Raw genomic sequence first — 16,050 nt, 5'->3', positions numbered from 1 at the left:
CGCCGCGGTGGCAGGTGCGAGTCGACGCCGCGGGCGGATCCGGCAGCGGCTTCCTGATCGACACCCAACACATCCTGACCTGCGCGCACGTGGTGGGTGACGCGCCAACCGTGCGGGTGTCGTTCCTGCAGCCCAGCCTCGGCGGCCTCGACGGTGCCGTGGTGTTCCGGGGCCCCTGGTCGGCAGGCAGGGTCGACGAGGGTGACGTCGCGGTGATCCGCCTCTCCGAGCCCGTGGAGGTGGAGCCGGCGCGGCTCGCACCACTGAACGGGGTGGAGATCTTCGCCGGACAGGAGCTGGGCGCGTTCGGCTTCCCTGACGGCTACCGGAAGACCGGCCAGATCGCCCACTTCCACGCCGACGCGTACCCCCGGCTGGCCGGGCAGGCGTGCCAGACCACCGCGAGCGAGACCAGAGGCACCCGCCTGGAGCGCGGTTACAGTGGCTCGGCCGCCTACGTACAGGGGACCTACGAGGTCGTCGGCATGGTGATCTCCGCCGACCGGGACCCGGACATGCGCACCGGCGTGGTGCTGCCGCTCGACGAGATCGGCCGGCACTGGCCACCCATCATCGACCGCATGCGACTCGGCCCGTTCGACCCGACCGCGTACCGGGAGCTGCGGTCCATCCTGGACGGCCTGACGCTCCCCGACATGCGCCGGCTGCCGACGGCGGTGCTGGGGCACCCCACCCGGCTCATCCCCGACCTGCCGCAACGGCCGATGAGCAGCGTGCTCGCCATGGTCGAGTGGCTGGCGGTGAACACCACCTTCCCCGACGACGAGGTTGTCGAACTCGTCGTCACCCTCCTGCGGCGGATCGGCCTGAAGTCCCCCGAACACAGCGTCGCCCTGCGCAAGTGGGTGGAACGACACGCGTGGAACGCGGAGGACGCGGCGCCGGTGGAGCCGGCAGTCGACGACCTCGGATCCCGGCCCGGGTGGGTGGTGGTCCGGATCGCGCCGTCGGCGGAAGGGCGCAAGGCCCACCACGTCACCATCTGGACCGCCACGAACCCCGACGGTGGCCTCGACGAGCGGATCCTTGAGGAGACGGTCACCGAGGACAGGATCCAGGAGACCGTCGAGCAGCACCTGCCCGAGGCGTACCGGAAGATGGCGCACGCCACGTACGAGACGATCGCCGTCGAGTTCGTGCTGCCCCGTGGTCACCTCGGCTGGCCCGTCGACTCCTGGCGTGCCCTCGACGACCACGACCAGGTACCGCTCGGTTGGAGCCGGCCGGTCGTGGTCCGCGCCCTGGAATGGTTCGACACCACCGATCCGCGCATGATCGAGGAACGGACCCGACAGCTCCGCGAGCGTCCCGACCACCTGAACGCCACGATGAGCTGGCTCGACTGCTCCCACCGCACCAAAGAGCTGCGGAAGTTCAAGGCGTGGTTGCGCTCCGCGAAACGCCCGCTGGCGCTCGGGCTGGCGGGCCGCTGGACAGAACCGGACCGGATCGGCTCCGCGGTGGCGAGTGGCCTGCCGGTCCTGCTGTGGCAGCGGACGGCCTGCGCCTGCCCCGACACCGAGACCATCTGCGCCAGCAGGCGGTTCAGCGGCACGATGGCCACCAGACTGAGCGACATCCGCAGCGAGGAGTTGCCCGCGCGGGTCCGCGATCTACGGGTGGAGGCCGGCGAACTCGACGACGAGGACGAACACTGCGGCCGCGATGTGACCCTGCTGTGGGACGAACCTCGACGTCGACCGACCGGCCTGAGCTTCGCGGAGTGAGGAGTGAACGTGTCCGAGAAACCAGGATGGTGGATCTATGAAGGCACCGGAGTTCCTCACGACGGTGTCGACCGGCTGCCCAACCCACCACCGTGGCGGGTCTTCGACGACACCGCCACCCCCACCGCACCGCACGTGGACGAGACCGAGGCGGACATCCGTCGAGGCGCGAACTATCGGCCGGACCCGGACACCGTCGAACTGGTGAACGCCGCCCTGTACCTACGTCGTCCACTGCTGGTGACGGGCCACCCGGGCACCGGAAAGTCGACGCTCGCGACGGCGATCGCCCACGAGCTGAAACTCGGCCGACCCCTGCGCTGGAACATCACCAGCCGGGTGACCCTGAAGGACGGTCTGTACCAGTACGACCCGTTGGCACGGCTCTACCAGACCAGCCGACATGCCGACGGCGGCACCGCACCTGACGACGGTGAAGACCTGGGCCGTTTCATCCGGCTGGGTCCGCTGGGCACCGCCCTGCTGCCCTCGACCAAACCCCGGGTGCTGCTGATCGACGAGATCGACAAGGGCGACCTCGACCTTCCCAACGATCTGCTCACCATCTTCGAGGACGGCGCGTACGAGATCGGCGAGCTGGTGCGGCAGGCGGACCGTACCGCCGACGCCCAGGTGATGACGGCGGACAGCACCGATCGCGTGCCCGTCCACCAGGGGCAGGTCAGGTGTCGCGCCTTCCCGGTCATCGTCATGACCAGCAACGACGAACGGGAGTTCCCACCGGCGTTCCTGCGGCGGTGCATCCAGGTCACCCTCCCGCAGCCGGACGAGGACAAGCTGACAAGCATCGTCGACGCGCACCTCGACGGTCTGGCCCAGGACAGCGCCGACCTGATCGACACCTTCCTCGCGCGTCGGGAGCCGGGCGACCTCGCCACGGACCAGTTGCTCAACGCGATCTACCTGACTGACCAGGCAGGCCGCTCCGGCGGTGTGGACCGGGTGCATCTCGCCGAGAAGGTGATGACTCACCTGTCCCGCCGGTCCGATGACGATTGACAGACTCCGCGATGCCATTGTCGCGGCGGGTGGTGATCCGACCGCGCGGGACCTCGCGGAGACGCTCTGGCTCGGGCACCACCTGCGACCACGCGCCCCTGCCGTACAACCCGGGCCGGCGGCGGACACCCTGGCTGAGCCCGAGCCGGTCGACGACGCCCTCGCCGACGCGCCGGCACCGGTCAGTGGGCCGGACCCGGCGCCCGCGCCGGTGCCGCCCCGCCCGCCGACACCCACCAGCCTGCACGTACCCCCGACCCGGACCGCAACGGCGACCGCCGCCGAAGTCGCGGTACCCCGCTCGATCGCGCTCGCCGACCGACTGAGATTCCAGCGATCGTTGCGTCCGCTGATGCGGAGGGTGCCGAACCGGCGGCTCGACGTCCTCGACGAGGAGGCGACGGTACGTGCCGTCGCCGAACACATGCTTGTCGACCAACCCTGGCGTGCGGTGCTGACACCGTCGACGGAGCGGTGGCTCGACGCGGCAGTGGTGGTGGACAGCACCCCTTCCATGACGCTGTGGCGGGACTTGTCCACAAGCGTGGCCGACACGCTCGCCTCCTCGGGGGTCTTCCGGCAGGTCAGCAGGTGGCGGCTGCACGGCGATGACGCCGGAGTCGATGCCGCGCTGTCGAGCTGGCGTGGGGAAGCCCGTCGCCCCGCCGAACTCGTCGACCCCACCGGACGACGCGTCGTCATCGTCATCAGCGACTGCGTCCACCGGATCTGGCACACCGGTGCGGCGGGTGCCTTCCTCCACCGCTGGGCCCGGCACGGCCCGGTGTCGATCCTGCAACCGTTACCGGAACGCATGTGGTCCCGTACCGGCGGACGGACCGTGGTGGGAGCGCTCAGCGCTCCACGCCCGGGCGCGCCGAACACGGACCTGCGGTTCGCCGCGTTCGACGGCCTGCCCGCCTCGGACGGCACCGTGGTACCGGTGCTGGAGGTCTCGCCGCGCTGGGTCGGCCGCTGGACCCGGCTCCTGTCCGGCACGACGGCCGTGACGGCGGCGGTGACCGTGGTCACCAACGAACGAACCCCCAGCATGCCGGTCCGGGAACGGGTGGCGCCCAGCCCGACCGACCGCGTCCGGCACTTCCGCTCGTCGGCGTCGCCCGAGGCGTTCCGTCTCGCCGGGTACGTCGCGATGAGCGAGCCGGTGCTGCCGGTGATCCGCTACATCCAACACGCCATGTTCCGTCCCGCCCCGCCGTCGCAACTGGCCGAGGTGCTGCTCAGCGGCCTGCTGCGGGTCGTCGACGGGCAGGCTGGACGCTACCGCTTCGTCGAGGGAGTCCAACCCCTGCTCCTGGACACCCTGCAGCGTCCAGACCTGTTCCGTGCCGGGGAACTGCTGGACGAGCTGTCCCAGGCGGTGCAGGCCCGGGTGGGGGTGGCTCGCGACCACTTCACCGCGCTCACCCCGGGCCCCGGACGGGCCGGGATCACCACCGACAGCCGCCCCTTCGCGGTGATCAACAACATTGGCCGGGCGAGGCTGGACCGCGTCGCGGCACGGACGACCGCACGCGCCGCGGCCTCGCCCACCGATACCGCGGAACTGGCTGACAGCGACCCGGACCTCGACCCGTTGCCGGGTGACGGAGGTGGCGAGGATCCCGCGGCGCACGACGAGACCACGGCGACGGACGGACCCGCGGACCTGCTCGCGCCACACCATCGGGTGGTGCGCTTCAGCGGCCGTTCGGCGGAACTGGCCGACCTGCGACGGTGGTGCGACAGCCCCGGCTCGGCGGTACGGGTGATCACCGGCGGCGCCGGCCAGGGCAAGACCAGACTGGTGCTCGAACTTCTCGACAGCCGTGCGGGGCGCTGGCGCAACGCGTCGGTGTCCGGCGCCGACACTGTCGACGGCGGGCTGGTCGTGGTGGACCACGCCGAGCGGCGACCGGACGCGGTGCGCCGAGAGCTCGCCCGCGCGGCACACGGCACGAAGCCGCTGCGTCTGCTCCTGCTCGCCCGTTCCGCCGGCGACTGGTGGCAGGAACTGCGCCGCACCGATCCCCTGTCCCGGGAGGGGACGGTCCAGCAGTTGCCTGCGCCCTGGGCGGCGGGGCGCGCCCGGCAGGCCGCCCTCGGCGACGCCCTGACCGACCTCGCGGCACGGTTGGACGCCGGGTCCGGCACCGACTACTGGCGGCGGCACGCCGCCTCGATGACCCTGCCCAACGCCGACGACGACCATTACTCCGCCCCGGTCACGCTGCACCTGGCCGCGCTGCGACTCCTCGTGCGCACCGGGACCCAGCGGCCTCCCGTCTCCGTACCGGAGGTCGTCGCCGCGTTGGTCGACCAGGAGCGCCGGTACGGCGAGGGCACTGCCGTGGCCGCCCGGATCTCGTACGCACGACCGGGCCAACTCGACGAGTACATGGGGGCGGCCGCCCTCTACGGCGCGGACCGGATCACCGACGCCCACGAGGTCGTCCGGCGGGTCCGCCCGGAGGACGCCACCGACCGGTCCACCGTGCACCGCCTGGCGACCTGGCTGCACGAGCTGTATCCGGGCGCCGACGGCGAATACTGGGGGCCGGTCGAGCCCGACGCGGTGCGACACGATCTCGCGGTGACCGCCGCGGTGCGCAACCCTGCCGTGGTCACCGGCATCGTCGGGTTCTGCACGCCGGCGCAAGCTGGTCGAGCGATGACGGTGCTCGGCCCGGCGTGTCACCGGCACCCACACCTCGCCGAACCACTCTGGCAGGTGGTACGCGACCAGCCGGCTCTCCTGGTGACGTTGCTGCGGGCACTCGGCACCACCGCCCACACCCTGCCGCCGGCCCTGGCGGCCCGGCTGCGCGGGTTGGTGCGGGATCCCCGCACCCCGCACCCGATGGTGCGGGCCGTGGCCGACGGCATGCCCGACCCGGGGCCCCTCTTCGCCGACCAGCCGGCGGCCGAGTCGGCCACCCTCGTCCAGGGCGCCCGCCGACTGGGCGAGATCGACCGTTACCTGCCCTGGCTTGCGGAGGCGCTCGGTCAGCACCGTCGGCTCCTGCTGAGCCAGGGATCAGACGCGGACGTGCTCGACGTGCTCGCCGACGAGGTGGACCTGTGGCAACGGATCGTCGACGCCGCCGGGCAGTCGGCTTCGGCGCGGTTGGTGCAGCGGCTGACCTCGACCCTGGACGCCTGGGCCGACCACCTGCACCGCGCCGGTCTGACCGTACAGGCGCTCACCGCCACGAACCGGGCGGTGACCCACCATCACCAGATTCACCTCGACGAACCGGACAGCCGCCTCACCCCGGTGTGCACCAGCGAGATCCGGCAGGCCCGGCTCCTCGGTGAGCTGGACCGCACCGACGAGGGGCTCGCCGCGGCGGAGTCGGCCGTACGGCACGCGCGGCTGCTCGTCGACGCGGAACGACGCCGCAGCGACCGGACGACCGGGGCGGGCGAAGGATCGGCGCACGACCAGGCGGCGGTCCTCGGTCACCTCGGTGACGCGCTCGGCACTCTGTCCGCGCTGCACCGGCTCCGCCACGACGCCGCGTCCGCTCTCGCGGTGCAGGACGAGCGGGTGGGGGTGCACCGCCAACTCGTCACCGGCGACCAGGTCAGCCATGTCCCGGCCCTCGCGAAGGCCCTGCTGAGGCAGGCCATGGACCTCGGGGAGGTCGGGTCGCCGCAGGCGGCGCTGACGGCCGCGGACGAGGCCGTACGGCTCTACCGCACCCTCGCCGCGGACGGGAGCGCCGACGTCCTCGCGGCACTGGCGACGGCCCACCACTGTCGGGCCGTCCTGATGCACGACCTCGAACGGCACGACGAGGCCATCCTGGCGTTCCGCGACGTGGTGCTCATCCACCGCCGACTTGCCACCGCCGACCCGGCCCGTTACGGGAAGGACCTGGCGACGGTACTCGGGCAGCAGGCCGGCCTGCTGCTGGAGGTCGACGACGTCGGAGCGGCCATCGAGGCGCTCACCGAGAGCTGCGAGATCCGGGGCCGACTGTTCCGCGACGACGCGGCGAACGCCACGCTGCGCGAGCGCCTGGCGCGCGAGCACCGCCAACTCGCCGGCCTGTGGGAGCGGGTCGGCGACGAGACGCACGCCAACCGCCACCGGGTGCAGGCTCGCCTGCTGGACGAGGGACGACGCGCCCGCGGCCAGGGCTAGCTGAACGGGCTCCACACCCACCAGGAGGCCCGCAGCACGCCTGCCATGGTGCCCGAGACCGCCTGCGGCAGGCCGACCCACACCGACCACGCCACCGACGCCATCGCGGCGGCGAACGTCAGGACCAGGATGGCCAGTCGGGTCGCCCGATAGGAGGTGGGCAGGTCAGCGGAGCGCACGTGCCACCTCCGAGCGGAGGGAGCGCTCGCCGCACAGCAGCCACATCAGCGGACCGGGCGACGGCGGGTCGCTCTGGCCGTGCAGGAAGTACCGAACCTCGCCGAAGTCCCGGTTCGCCGAGGTCACGAGACCGTCGAGGTCATGATCGACCAGAAGTCGCTCGATGTCGGTCGAACCCGCCCGAAGCGGTGCGCTCCCCGGTAGCAGGCTGAGCAGGTCACCCTTGGACAGCACCACCGCGAGCCGGCAGCGGCTCGTGTCGACCCCCCGATACCGCATACCGATGACCACTGCCTCGTACGAGTCCACCAGATCGTGCTCGGCGACCGGCACTCTCGGCGCCAGGTGCGGTGGCAGCTCCGCTACCTGCTCACGCAGCCCCGGCAGTGCCAGGGGGTCGAGGACGAAGACGAAGTTCCGCGTGTCGTCCAGGTAACCGTAGGTCGCACAGGTCTCCCGGTCGACGAGGCCCCGGCCGGGGGCGTCGAACACCTGCACCCGTTGCGGGGCGCGGTGGGCCTGCAGTGTCACGCCGACGGCTCGCAACCCGTCGTGCCCGTCGCGCCGTCGCACGACAGCGCAGCGGTCCGGGGGGAAACGTGCGGCGAGCGCGGCCACCATGGCGTCGACGAGCGTCGACTTGCCCGCGTCGGGTGCGCCGAAGAGTGCCACCCTGATCTCGGTGGCCCGCCCGGTGCCGGTGGCCAACGGGGTGTCGCACTTGGGACACCGCGCCGTGAGCCGCGTGCCCGCCGACGCCTGCCGGACCGGCAACGACGTTCCACAGCCACAGCGCCGCCGCCACAGCCCCTGGGTGCCGGGCCGCAGCGCCCGGTGCCGGTCGGAACCGGCCGGGGCAGGCGACGGGTGGGCCGTCGGGCAGGCGAAGACCGGCAGGTCGACCAGGTAGTAGCAGTGCGGACAGCAGGTCTGCGTGTGCCAGGAGGCCCGCCACCGCCGATCGGCGACGCGTAACCCCGCGGTCACCGCCGCCCCGAAGATCCAGATCGACACGACGACCGCCACGACGACGGCACTGAGCACGGCGACGCCGGTCACCACGCCCACGGTGAGGCCGGCGAGCCCCGCGCCGGGCAGGGCGAGCACCGGCCAGGCCAGCAGCACCGTCCAGGTTCGGGTCCGGGTCGACCCGTCCGGGCCGGCGCCGTCCGAGGACCTGTGCCCGAAACGCCGGTGAAAGCGGGGCAGTCGGGGCAGCGACCGCCACCCGGAGGTCCACGACCGGGTCACGTGGCGGTGGCAACGCTCGACGACGGCCCACAGGTCGTACCCCGCCTGCCAGACGGCGTAGTGCGACCACGCGAAGTCCCTGTGCCGCGACAAGGGCCTGCGGGGGCGCACCGCCGTGAACTGGCCCGACGGGGTACGCACCCGCGGCGGGTCGAGCAGCCCTGCGTAGGTCCGGGCGGCCTCGACCAGGGCGAGGACCAGCCCGGCGAGGAAGCCGGCCGACAGCACGTAGAGCACGTACGGCGTCAGGACGATCACGACCAGGCCGTACGCGGTCACCACGACGAGCAGCGCCAGCACGACGAGCGGGACACCGATCAGCCCAGGCATCCATCACCTCCGTCTACGCTGCCGCAGGCGCCTGACCAGACCACGCCGGTGCGAGCGCGTGAACGTCTTCCACAGTGCCGACCACATCGGCCCCAGCCCGTCGATGTGCGTCGTTATCTCCCGAAACCGCTTCTCCGAACAGCGGGACACCACATTTCGCACCTGCCGCTCAAGGTCGGCGCGTACCCGCGCCTGAATCATCGAGGCCATCACGGCCGACTGCGACCCGATGTTCAGCAGCACGAATGCCAGGGCGACGTGTGTGGGGTTGGAGTTGTTCATCAACTCGCCGCACAGCTTGCGGGAACAGGGCTCGGTGAGCTGCTGGACGTGCACGTGGGTGAGGACGGTGAGAGCCACCGCGACCACCGGCGCCCGGGCTATCGCCTCGCAGAGGTCCGGCATCTGCGCCCACACCAGATGTGGTGGCACGTCGTCCAGGGCCCGGAGCAGCGTCGACCCGTCGAACGTCGGGTCGGCCAGTTCGTCGAACACGTAGGCGAGCGCACGGTGCCCGGCGATGGCGCGGAGTGTGTCCACCTGCGGCGCCCACAGGCCGTGCGCTATCACGACGAGCGCCGCGTCGACGTACTCCCGCTGTGACCGGTGAGCGACGACCTCCTGGTGCAGCAGCGCGAACACCCGTGGGTCCAGCGGGGTGTCGCGGGGCAGCAGGTGCGCCAACAGGTGTGCCTCGGCACGATTGACGGCACGGTGTGTCCAGATGACCGAGGCGGTGCGGTTCACCATCGCGACCGGGCGCGTCGCGGCCAACGCGGTGCGCAGGCACTGTTCGACCAGGTCGATCTGCTGGCGTGCGGGCAGATGACGCAGGGCGGCCTCCACCACCGCCGCGTCCAACGGCTCGTCGAGTCGCATGGGTTCGCGCAACAGTACGTCCCACCAACTGTCGCCGAGTTCGTACGCCCGGTCCGGCTCGTGCGCCAGGCGCTCGCCGAGTTCGTGGCGCAGGAGCCGTTGGATCTCTTCCGCGCAGGCCCACGACGCGATCTGGTAGGTGTGATCCGGGTTGTCGGCCCAGTCGAGCACGAACCGATCCAGGCCGGGTTGCAGATCGGCGGGTGCCGGACGGAGCCCGAAGCGCCCGCACAGCCGCAGCAGGGCCTCGAACAGGGGCGGTTGGGCGAGGCGCATCTCCCTGGTGATCGCGGCGAGTGACCGCTCGTGCTCGGCCGGAGTCCACTCACCGCCCAGCGGGGCGGCCCGCTCCGGGCGGACGACCCCCGCCACCGTCGCCTCGCGCAACTCGGCCTCGATCAGCGCGAGCCGCACCTGCGCCGCGCGATGCCAGGAGGTGGTGGCGCGACTGACCTCGTCGAGGCTGCGCACCACCTCCACCGGCCACTGCGGCGCCGCCGCCACCAGCAGGTCGACGATGCCGCCGCCGTAACGCTTTACCAGCTGCGGCGGCCCCTGCCGCAGCCAACCGACCAACCCGGCAACCCGCTCCGGAGGGGGGCAGCGGCCAAGGATGGCCGCGAGAGCGACAGTGGTGCCACCGTCGTCGTCGAGCCCGGACGCCGCTGCGACCTCGACGGCGTCCACCACGTCCATCGGGTCCTCGGCGAGGAACAGCTCGGTCCACTGCCGCGCCGCCCGGGTGTGGGTGACCCGACTCCAGTCGTGCCGGACCAGGTCGAACACGGCGTAGCCCTGATCGTTGTCGAGCGTGGTCTCCGCCCCACCCCAGTCGGGGTGCACGGCGAGGATGCGATGCGGCGCGAACGCGGGATTGAGCGTGAACACCTTGAACCCGATCCGCAGGGCCTCCCGCTGCGGTATCAACAGCGTGACCGCGGTGATCCATCGCATCACCTCGGCCGCCTCACTGGCGACGAAGAGAACGCGCCGGTCACGCTGGCCGGAGGGAGGGCGCAGCGTCGACAACAGCGCACCGAGCAACTCGTCCCCGTCGGGCGTGCCGCGAACGAACGTCTGCGCCTCGGCCGCGCCGAACGAGCCCGGATGCCAGCCCGGGAGCAGTGCCGGGCACTGCGTCGACCGTGCCGGCTCAGCGGTCCAGAACGGCGCACCGAACATCTGGGCCGGCCGCACGAGGCCGTACGCGGCCGGGTCGTCGGTGACGATGGCGTGGGTGAGCTGGTTACCCTCCCGGCCCCCCACACTCTCCCGACCCAGGTATACGCCGGCGGCGGTGGCGAGCAACCCGTCCCAGACGTGGGCGAACGAGGCGGGGTAGTCGCTGACCGGCCGACGCTGCCCCATCCACCGTGGCGGTGGCTCGTAGAGCAGGTTCCGCTGTACGACGGCCTCCGCCCTGCGGTCCGCGCCCGCGGACCGGGCCTGGAACTGGAGACCAGGTGTCCCGCGCAGCCCCTGGCCCTCCCGACAATCAGTCCAGATCAGCGCCTCGAACCGCCCCGTCATTCAGCGCTGCCTCGGTACGACGCCGAAACGGCGCAGGCTGAGCAGCCAGAGCAACGGCTCGTCGATCCGGTACGGGCGGACGCCTCCGGGCTCGACCATGGCGTTGTCGTAATCCGGTGGGGCCCCCAGCGCGGAGACGAAGAAGTACCTGAAGGTCGTGTAGTTCATGCGCAGGTGCTGCTCGATGTCGTCGCCCTCCCAGTCCCGCAGCAGGGCGGCGACCTGCTCGTGGGTGGCCCGGCCCACCTGTTCGTCGTACGCCGGCCCAGGCTTGGGCTCATGGCACAGCGGGTGGTCCCGGCCCAACACGTCGAAGAAGGCATCCATCTTGGCGAACGCGACCGCGACCGGCTTGGTGATCCGCTGGCTGCCACCCACCCCGTTACTGGAGCGCAGGCTCTGGGTGAGCCGGTCGACCACCGCGATGGTGTCCTCCGTCGACCGGATCGCCGACGGCGGCAGTCGAAGCCGATCCCGCGCCTCGGGCAGCATGAACGGATCGAGCAGCAGGATCAGGCCGTCGGCGGCGCCGATGTAGGCCAGGTCGTTGGCGCCGCTGAGGGTGCCGACATCCTCGCCCGCCGTGTCGTGGAACGACAGGTAGCTGGTGCGGTACACCGGCTTGCGCCGCCACCGACGGCGCTCACCACGCCACTCGAACACCAGCGGACTCTGCCGGCCGCCCACCGCGGGCGGGGTGGCCTCGAACAGCTTGTGCTCGGTGAACATCCGGTCGACGTTCTGCTCCAGCCACGCCCGCGGAGCTTTGAAGCCACCCTGCCCGTCGCCGGTCATCCTGATGTCCGCGCCGAACCGACGACGCAGGTCGCGGCTGCGCATCGCATGAGCGAGAACGGTCAGGTAGACGGTCTTGCCGGTGCCCTTCCCGCCGAACATGGCGATCATCGGGCTGGACGCCTCCCCGAAGTTGGGTGGCACCGGGGTGTGGCAGGAGGGGCACGCTCGGATACCGGTGCGGCCACCGCAGTCCGGGCACCAGGCGATCCGTGCCGGCCGGAGACGCTGGTTGCGTGGGGGTGCGAAGACCGGAAGCATCGTCTCGGTGAAACCGGTCATGTTGTGGCGCGCCGTGTCGGTGCCGGGCGCGCAACCCTTGTGGTCCGCGTCGCCCTTGCCCAGGCACTGGAACCACAGCTCCGAGCCGTCGATGCGCTCGTAACAGAACGGGCAGGCGACGTTCACCACTATGTCAACCTCATCGATTCGATGGGAGGGCCGGTGACCACTGTCGGTACCGGACCGCGCAGGAAACACCGGACCCAGTACGGGTCTTGACGCCGGGGCAGCACCGGAACGGGGATCGTCAACTCTCGGGCCTGGTGGGCGACCAGGCTGAGGCCCTCGTGCTCGACGAGCACGGTCCCGTGTTCCGCGGACGGCGGCATCGCGAGATCCGTGCCGAGCACGACGGTGACGACGAGGTCGACGAGATCCGCCTCCGCCCGCAGCCGGACAGCGAGATCCCGCCGGCCGAACCTCCACAGCCGGTGCCGGGTCAGGGTGTACGAAACGGGTATCGACCGCGGCGGTAGCTCGACTTCGCGCGCCCGCGAACACGCCTCGTCGGCGGCGACGGCGGTGAGCACCGAGACCCGGACCACCCCAGGATCCAGGGCGGCCGGGATGCGAAAACCGTTGGACCCCGCGTAGCCGGAGCGGGTGACACGCTCCTGCCGTACGCCGCTCCGCGCCGTCCACTCGACAGTCGCCAGCCGCGATCCCTCCGGCCAGACCCAGGTGACGATGACGTCGTCCCCACGGCGTTCGGCCCTCAGTCGTCGGACCGGCTCAGCCAGACCGAGCGCGACGAACCGACCAACCACAGCCTGGTCCCGCTCCACCACGTACGGCACGTAGAGGTGGTAGCCCACCGGTACGTCGGCGAGGAGACTCACCTCGCCGACGTGCACCTGGCGGGTGCCCGCCAGTTCCCTGCCGAAGGCCGTCAGCGCCCACACGGGAAGGACGCTCCCGGACGGCCAGGGCGGCGGCGTGTCCCCCCAGCGGATCCCCAATCCCTCGGCATCCGCCGCTGACCAGGACACCCGCACCTGGCACATGTCGTCGCGGGCACCGAGCGCCTGGATGGTGAGTTCGGCGGGTTGGACCGACCGCACCCACTCGTTCAGGTCCGCGGGCGCACCTGCCTGCCGTGTGGCGGCCTCCGCATCCGATGCTCCGTCCGACACCTTCGGCGCACCGTCCGGGGAGCCACCGCTCCCGGCGACCCGACCGAGTCGAGCGGCAGGTCGCTGTGGTTGACGCGGGACAGCGGCGCCGGAGTCGTCGAGGCGGGCACGGATGAAGTCACGTGCCTCGTCCCGCCACCCGGGGGCGTCATCCGGGACCGCGGCGGGTGGCTCGGCAGGTCGAGGTGGCTCCGCCCGAGCCAGGCTCGGCGGGGGTGTCCGCGACGGCCGCGCCGCGTCGCTCCGCGTCGCCGCCGCCTGTTCCTGCCACCACGCGGGGTCGTTCATCAGGGCACCGACGTTGCGAACGAGTGCCTCGTCGGCCTGAATCAGCAGTTGGCAGATCTCTGCCCGGCTGTCCGGCCCTTCGGCGCGGTCCTGCCAGAACTGTCGTAGCTGCCTGAGATGTACGGCCAACTGCTCAGCGGTCCAGCCGGGCTCGACCGCGTAGCGCAGGAGAAGGTCACCGGCGGGGAGTCGTCCGTGTCGACCGCGCAGCGGCTTGATGACCTCGCGGTCGTAACGCTCGGCGTCGAACGCCATCGAGTTAGCAAACGCCGGTCTGCGGCTGAACGAAACAGTCGAAGACACCATTAGCAACCACTGTGGACCGTCACCGCCCATCCATTCACGACAACGACTCGAGATCATCACAATCCTGAAGGTGTTTACAAGCATCTGTCAGTCCACGGACACTCCGACTTCGCGTGGAGATGCCGCTGGCCGGCACCCGAGTCAGGGGTGCCGGCCAGCGGCCGCTGTCGTGCGGTGGTGCTGTGGTGCAGGTCAGCTGTTCCAGTGCTGGGTGACGAGGTCGGTGGCCTGCTGCTCCCACTGGGCGTAGGCGTCCGGGTACGCGGAGACCTGCACGGTCTGCGCCGCCTCGGTCAGGGGCATGTCCTGCCACCCGTCGACCTGCTTGAGGCCCTTGAGGAACGCCGTCGTGGAGTACTCGGGGTTGGTGATCTGCTCCGGCGTACCCCAACCGCTGGTCGGGCGCTGCTGGAACAGGCCCAGCGAGTCGTGGTCGTTGGCGTCACCCAGGTGACCCAGGTTCTCCAACTTCGACTCCTGCAGGCTTGTGGCGATCGAGATCACCGCGGCCCGCTCCGGGAGGCCGGCCTTCTTCGTGGCGGCGATGATCGCCTTGACGTTGGCGGTCTGCTCGTCGGTGAGGGTGATGTGCGACTGCTCGCCCTGCGGCTTCGGCGCGGCCGTGTGCACGCTCATCGCCGCGGCGACGGGCTTGGTGTCGGTGGGGGTGGCGGCGTGGGCGGCGATCGGGCCGGCGAAGACACCACCGGCGAACGCGAGACCAGCAACGGACAGCATGCTCTTACGGAAGATCGTGTTCATGGGGGTAGCTCCTTCGGGGGTAAGGACACCCGCACACGCTGCCGCGGGTGTGAGCACCTCGTCCGGCGCTGCACGTACACAAGGGGGGAAAGTCTGAAGGGGTGACGCCCTGCCGGGGCGTCGGGGTCGGCGACCTCACGGGCGCAGGGCTCGTGGCGCCGGGTTCCTGTGTAACGACCGGGGGGCCGGGGTCATTCCGGGGGTGGCCCTATCCGTTCGGCACCCACATCGCGGCGGTGCCTGCGGTCGCCCGTGGGAGGTGTAACGAACCGGGGGCCGAGGCCATTCCGGGGGCGACTCAACCATCCGGCAGCCACATCGCGGCGGTACCTGCGGTCGTGGGGACTGCAACGACCGGGCGGAGGCCGCCATTCCCACCCGCGACCAGCCCCCGAAAGGGGCGGCCGGCGGGTTGGTGCTGCGATCGTCAGAGTGTGTAACGACCCCGCCCCGGCCACGATTCCGACCCATCGGTGCACCCAGTCACAGGACAGACCTCGCGAAACGCCCAAACCACCCGCATGACACCAGACGCCGGGCTTCATCCGATCCACAACCGGGAGATCCACTCGGGTTTACGGAAACCGGGCGTCCCGGACGGAAGGACACCCCGGTCCCAAGGAACGCGAGTCGATCACGAACGGCCAAGCACGTCGGTCCGGCGGCTCAGGTGCCCAGGTAGCGCAGGACCGCGAGGATTCGGCGGCTGTAGCCGGTCGTGTGCGCGAGGTCGAGTTTGTCGAAGACGGCGTTGACGTGTTTCTCGACCGCGCTCTGCGACACGTGCAGCCGCTGGGCGATGGTGAGGTTCGTGTGCCCCTGGGCCATCTCGTGCAACACGTCACGTTCGCGCGGCGTGAGTCGGCCGAGCGGGTCGGGCCGGTCCGAGCCGGCCACCACCTGACGGACCACCTCCGGGTCGAGGGCGGTGCCTCCGGCGGCTACCCGGTCGAGTGCGTCGAGGAAGTCGTCCACCTGGGCAACCCGGTCCTTGAGCAGGTAGCCGACCCCCTCGGGGCGGTCGGCGAGCAGCCGTGCGGCGTAACGCCGCTCCACGTACTGGGAGAGCACGAGGACGCCGGTGTCGGGCCACCGACGGCGGATCTCCAGGGCGGCCCGCAGCCCGTCGTCGGTGTGGGTCGGTGGCATCCGGACGTCGGTGACGACCACGTCGGGACGGGACTGTCCGACCGCCTCGACAAGCTGATCCGCGGTTCCGACCGCCGCCAACACCTGGTGGTCCTCGTCGGCGAGGAGCCGCGTCAGGCCCTCGCGGAGCAGCGTGGAGTCTTCGGCGAGGACTAAGGCCTGTTTCATAAGAACTGGCCGGCCTGCGGCGGGCCCGGACGACGCCCGGCGGCGTTGCGGTTTCGTCCGGATACAACACCGGTATCCG

At 71.2% G+C, this 16,050-nt stretch carries 10 protein-coding genes; 3 read left to right on the top strand and 7 right to left on the bottom strand.

Annotation, left to right across the window (positions count from 1 at the left end; translation table 11 throughout):
• Nucleotides 1-14 precede the first annotated feature (14 nt).
• Genes AB0C15_RS09280 through AB0C15_RS09270 form a run of 3 tightly spaced genes read left to right on the top strand, consistent with a single transcriptional unit; the run spans nt 15 to nt 6,918 of the window.
• Nucleotides 15-1,748: a trypsin-like peptidase domain-containing protein gene (locus AB0C15_RS09280; RefSeq protein WP_357350380.1), complete on the top strand. Its 1,734-nt coding sequence runs from the start codon at nt 15-17 to the stop codon at nt 1,746-1,748.
• A 9-nt stretch (nt 1,749-1,757) separates the two neighbouring features.
• Nucleotides 1,758-2,768 (top strand): MoxR family ATPase, encoded by a 1,011-nt coding sequence (locus tag AB0C15_RS09275; RefSeq protein WP_357350378.1) that lies wholly within the window; start codon nt 1,758-1,760, stop codon nt 2,766-2,768.
• Nucleotides 2,758-6,918, top strand: coding sequence for a tetratricopeptide repeat protein (locus AB0C15_RS09270; RefSeq protein WP_357350376.1), 4,161 nt, complete (start codon nt 2,758-2,760; stop codon nt 6,916-6,918). Before AB0C15_RS09275 ends, AB0C15_RS09270 begins: the two co-directional genes overlap by 11 nt.
• Here AB0C15_RS09270 and AB0C15_RS09265 read toward each other — a convergent pair.
• The 7 genes from AB0C15_RS09265 to AB0C15_RS09235 form a co-directional block, all read right to left on the bottom strand.
• On the bottom strand, nt 6,915-7,097 hold the full coding sequence (locus AB0C15_RS09265) for a hypothetical protein (protein ID WP_357350374.1): 183 nt from the start codon (nt 7,095-7,097) through the stop codon (nt 6,915-6,917). The two genes, AB0C15_RS09270 and AB0C15_RS09265, sit on opposite strands and share 4 nt — an antisense overlap.
• Nucleotides 7,084-8,679 carry a hypothetical protein gene (locus AB0C15_RS09260; RefSeq protein ID WP_357350372.1) on the bottom strand — a complete coding sequence of 532 codons (1,596 nt, stop codon included), beginning with the start codon at nt 8,677-8,679 and terminating at the stop codon, nt 7,084-7,086. Before AB0C15_RS09260 ends, AB0C15_RS09265 begins: the two co-directional genes overlap by 14 nt.
• A gap of 3 nt (nt 8,680-8,682) precedes the next feature.
• Nucleotides 8,683-11,088 (bottom strand): GTPase-associated protein 1-related protein, encoded by a 2,406-nt coding sequence (locus AB0C15_RS09255; protein ID WP_357350370.1) that lies wholly within the window; start codon nt 11,086-11,088, stop codon nt 8,683-8,685.
• A complete protein-coding gene (locus AB0C15_RS09250; protein WP_357350368.1) occupies nt 11,089-12,294 on the bottom strand; it encodes a zinc ribbon domain-containing protein in 1,206 nt (401 codons plus the stop codon).
• Nucleotides 12,294-13,841 (bottom strand): hypothetical protein, encoded by a 1,548-nt coding sequence (locus AB0C15_RS09245; protein ID WP_357350366.1) that lies wholly within the window; start codon nt 13,839-13,841, stop codon nt 12,294-12,296. Before AB0C15_RS09245 ends, AB0C15_RS09250 begins: the two co-directional genes overlap by 1 nt.
• Before the next feature lie 243 nt (nt 13,842-14,084).
• Nucleotides 14,085-14,654 carry a hypothetical protein gene (locus tag AB0C15_RS09240; RefSeq protein WP_357350364.1) on the bottom strand — a complete coding sequence of 190 codons (570 nt, stop codon included), beginning with the start codon at nt 14,652-14,654 and terminating at the stop codon, nt 14,085-14,087.
• Between the two features lie 666 nt (nt 14,655-15,320).
• The gene (locus AB0C15_RS09235) at nt 15,321-15,971 is read right to left on the bottom strand and encodes a response regulator transcription factor (RefSeq protein ID WP_357350362.1); all 651 of its coding nucleotides are present in this window, start codon (nt 15,969-15,971) and stop codon (nt 15,321-15,323) included.
• Nucleotides 15,972-16,050 lie beyond the last annotated feature (79 nt).

It is taken from the genome of Micromonospora sp. NPDC048835, from assembly GCF_040649995.1.
GTDB lineage: Bacteria > Actinomycetota > Actinomycetes > Mycobacteriales > Micromonosporaceae > Micromonospora.
The sequence above is the reverse complement of the archived record's forward strand: the minus strand, read 5'-3'. Positions and strand labels throughout refer to the sequence as shown.

Excerpts from the sequence above, each read along its gene's own strand:
- AB0C15_RS09260 (WP_357350372.1), bottom strand. The coding sequence starts at position 8,679 with ATGCCTGGGCTGATCGGTGTCCCGCTCGTCGTGCTGGCGCTGCTCGTC.
- AB0C15_RS09235 (WP_357350362.1), bottom strand. The coding sequence starts at position 15,971 with ATGAAACAGGCCTTAGTCCTCGCCGAAGACTCCACGCTGCTCCGCGAG.
- AB0C15_RS09255 (WP_357350370.1), bottom strand. The coding sequence starts at position 11,088 with ATGACGGGGCGGTTCGAGGCGCTGATCTGGACTGATTGTCGGGAGGGC.
- AB0C15_RS09240 (WP_357350364.1), bottom strand. The coding sequence starts at position 14,654 with ATGAACACGATCTTCCGTAAGAGCATGCTGTCCGTTGCTGGTCTCGCG.
- AB0C15_RS09245 (WP_357350366.1), bottom strand. The coding sequence starts at position 13,841 with ATGGCGTTCGACGCCGAGCGTTACGACCGCGAGGTCATCAAGCCGCTG.
- AB0C15_RS09270 (WP_357350376.1), top strand. The coding sequence starts at position 2,758 with ATGACGATTGACAGACTCCGCGATGCCATTGTCGCGGCGGGTGGTGAT.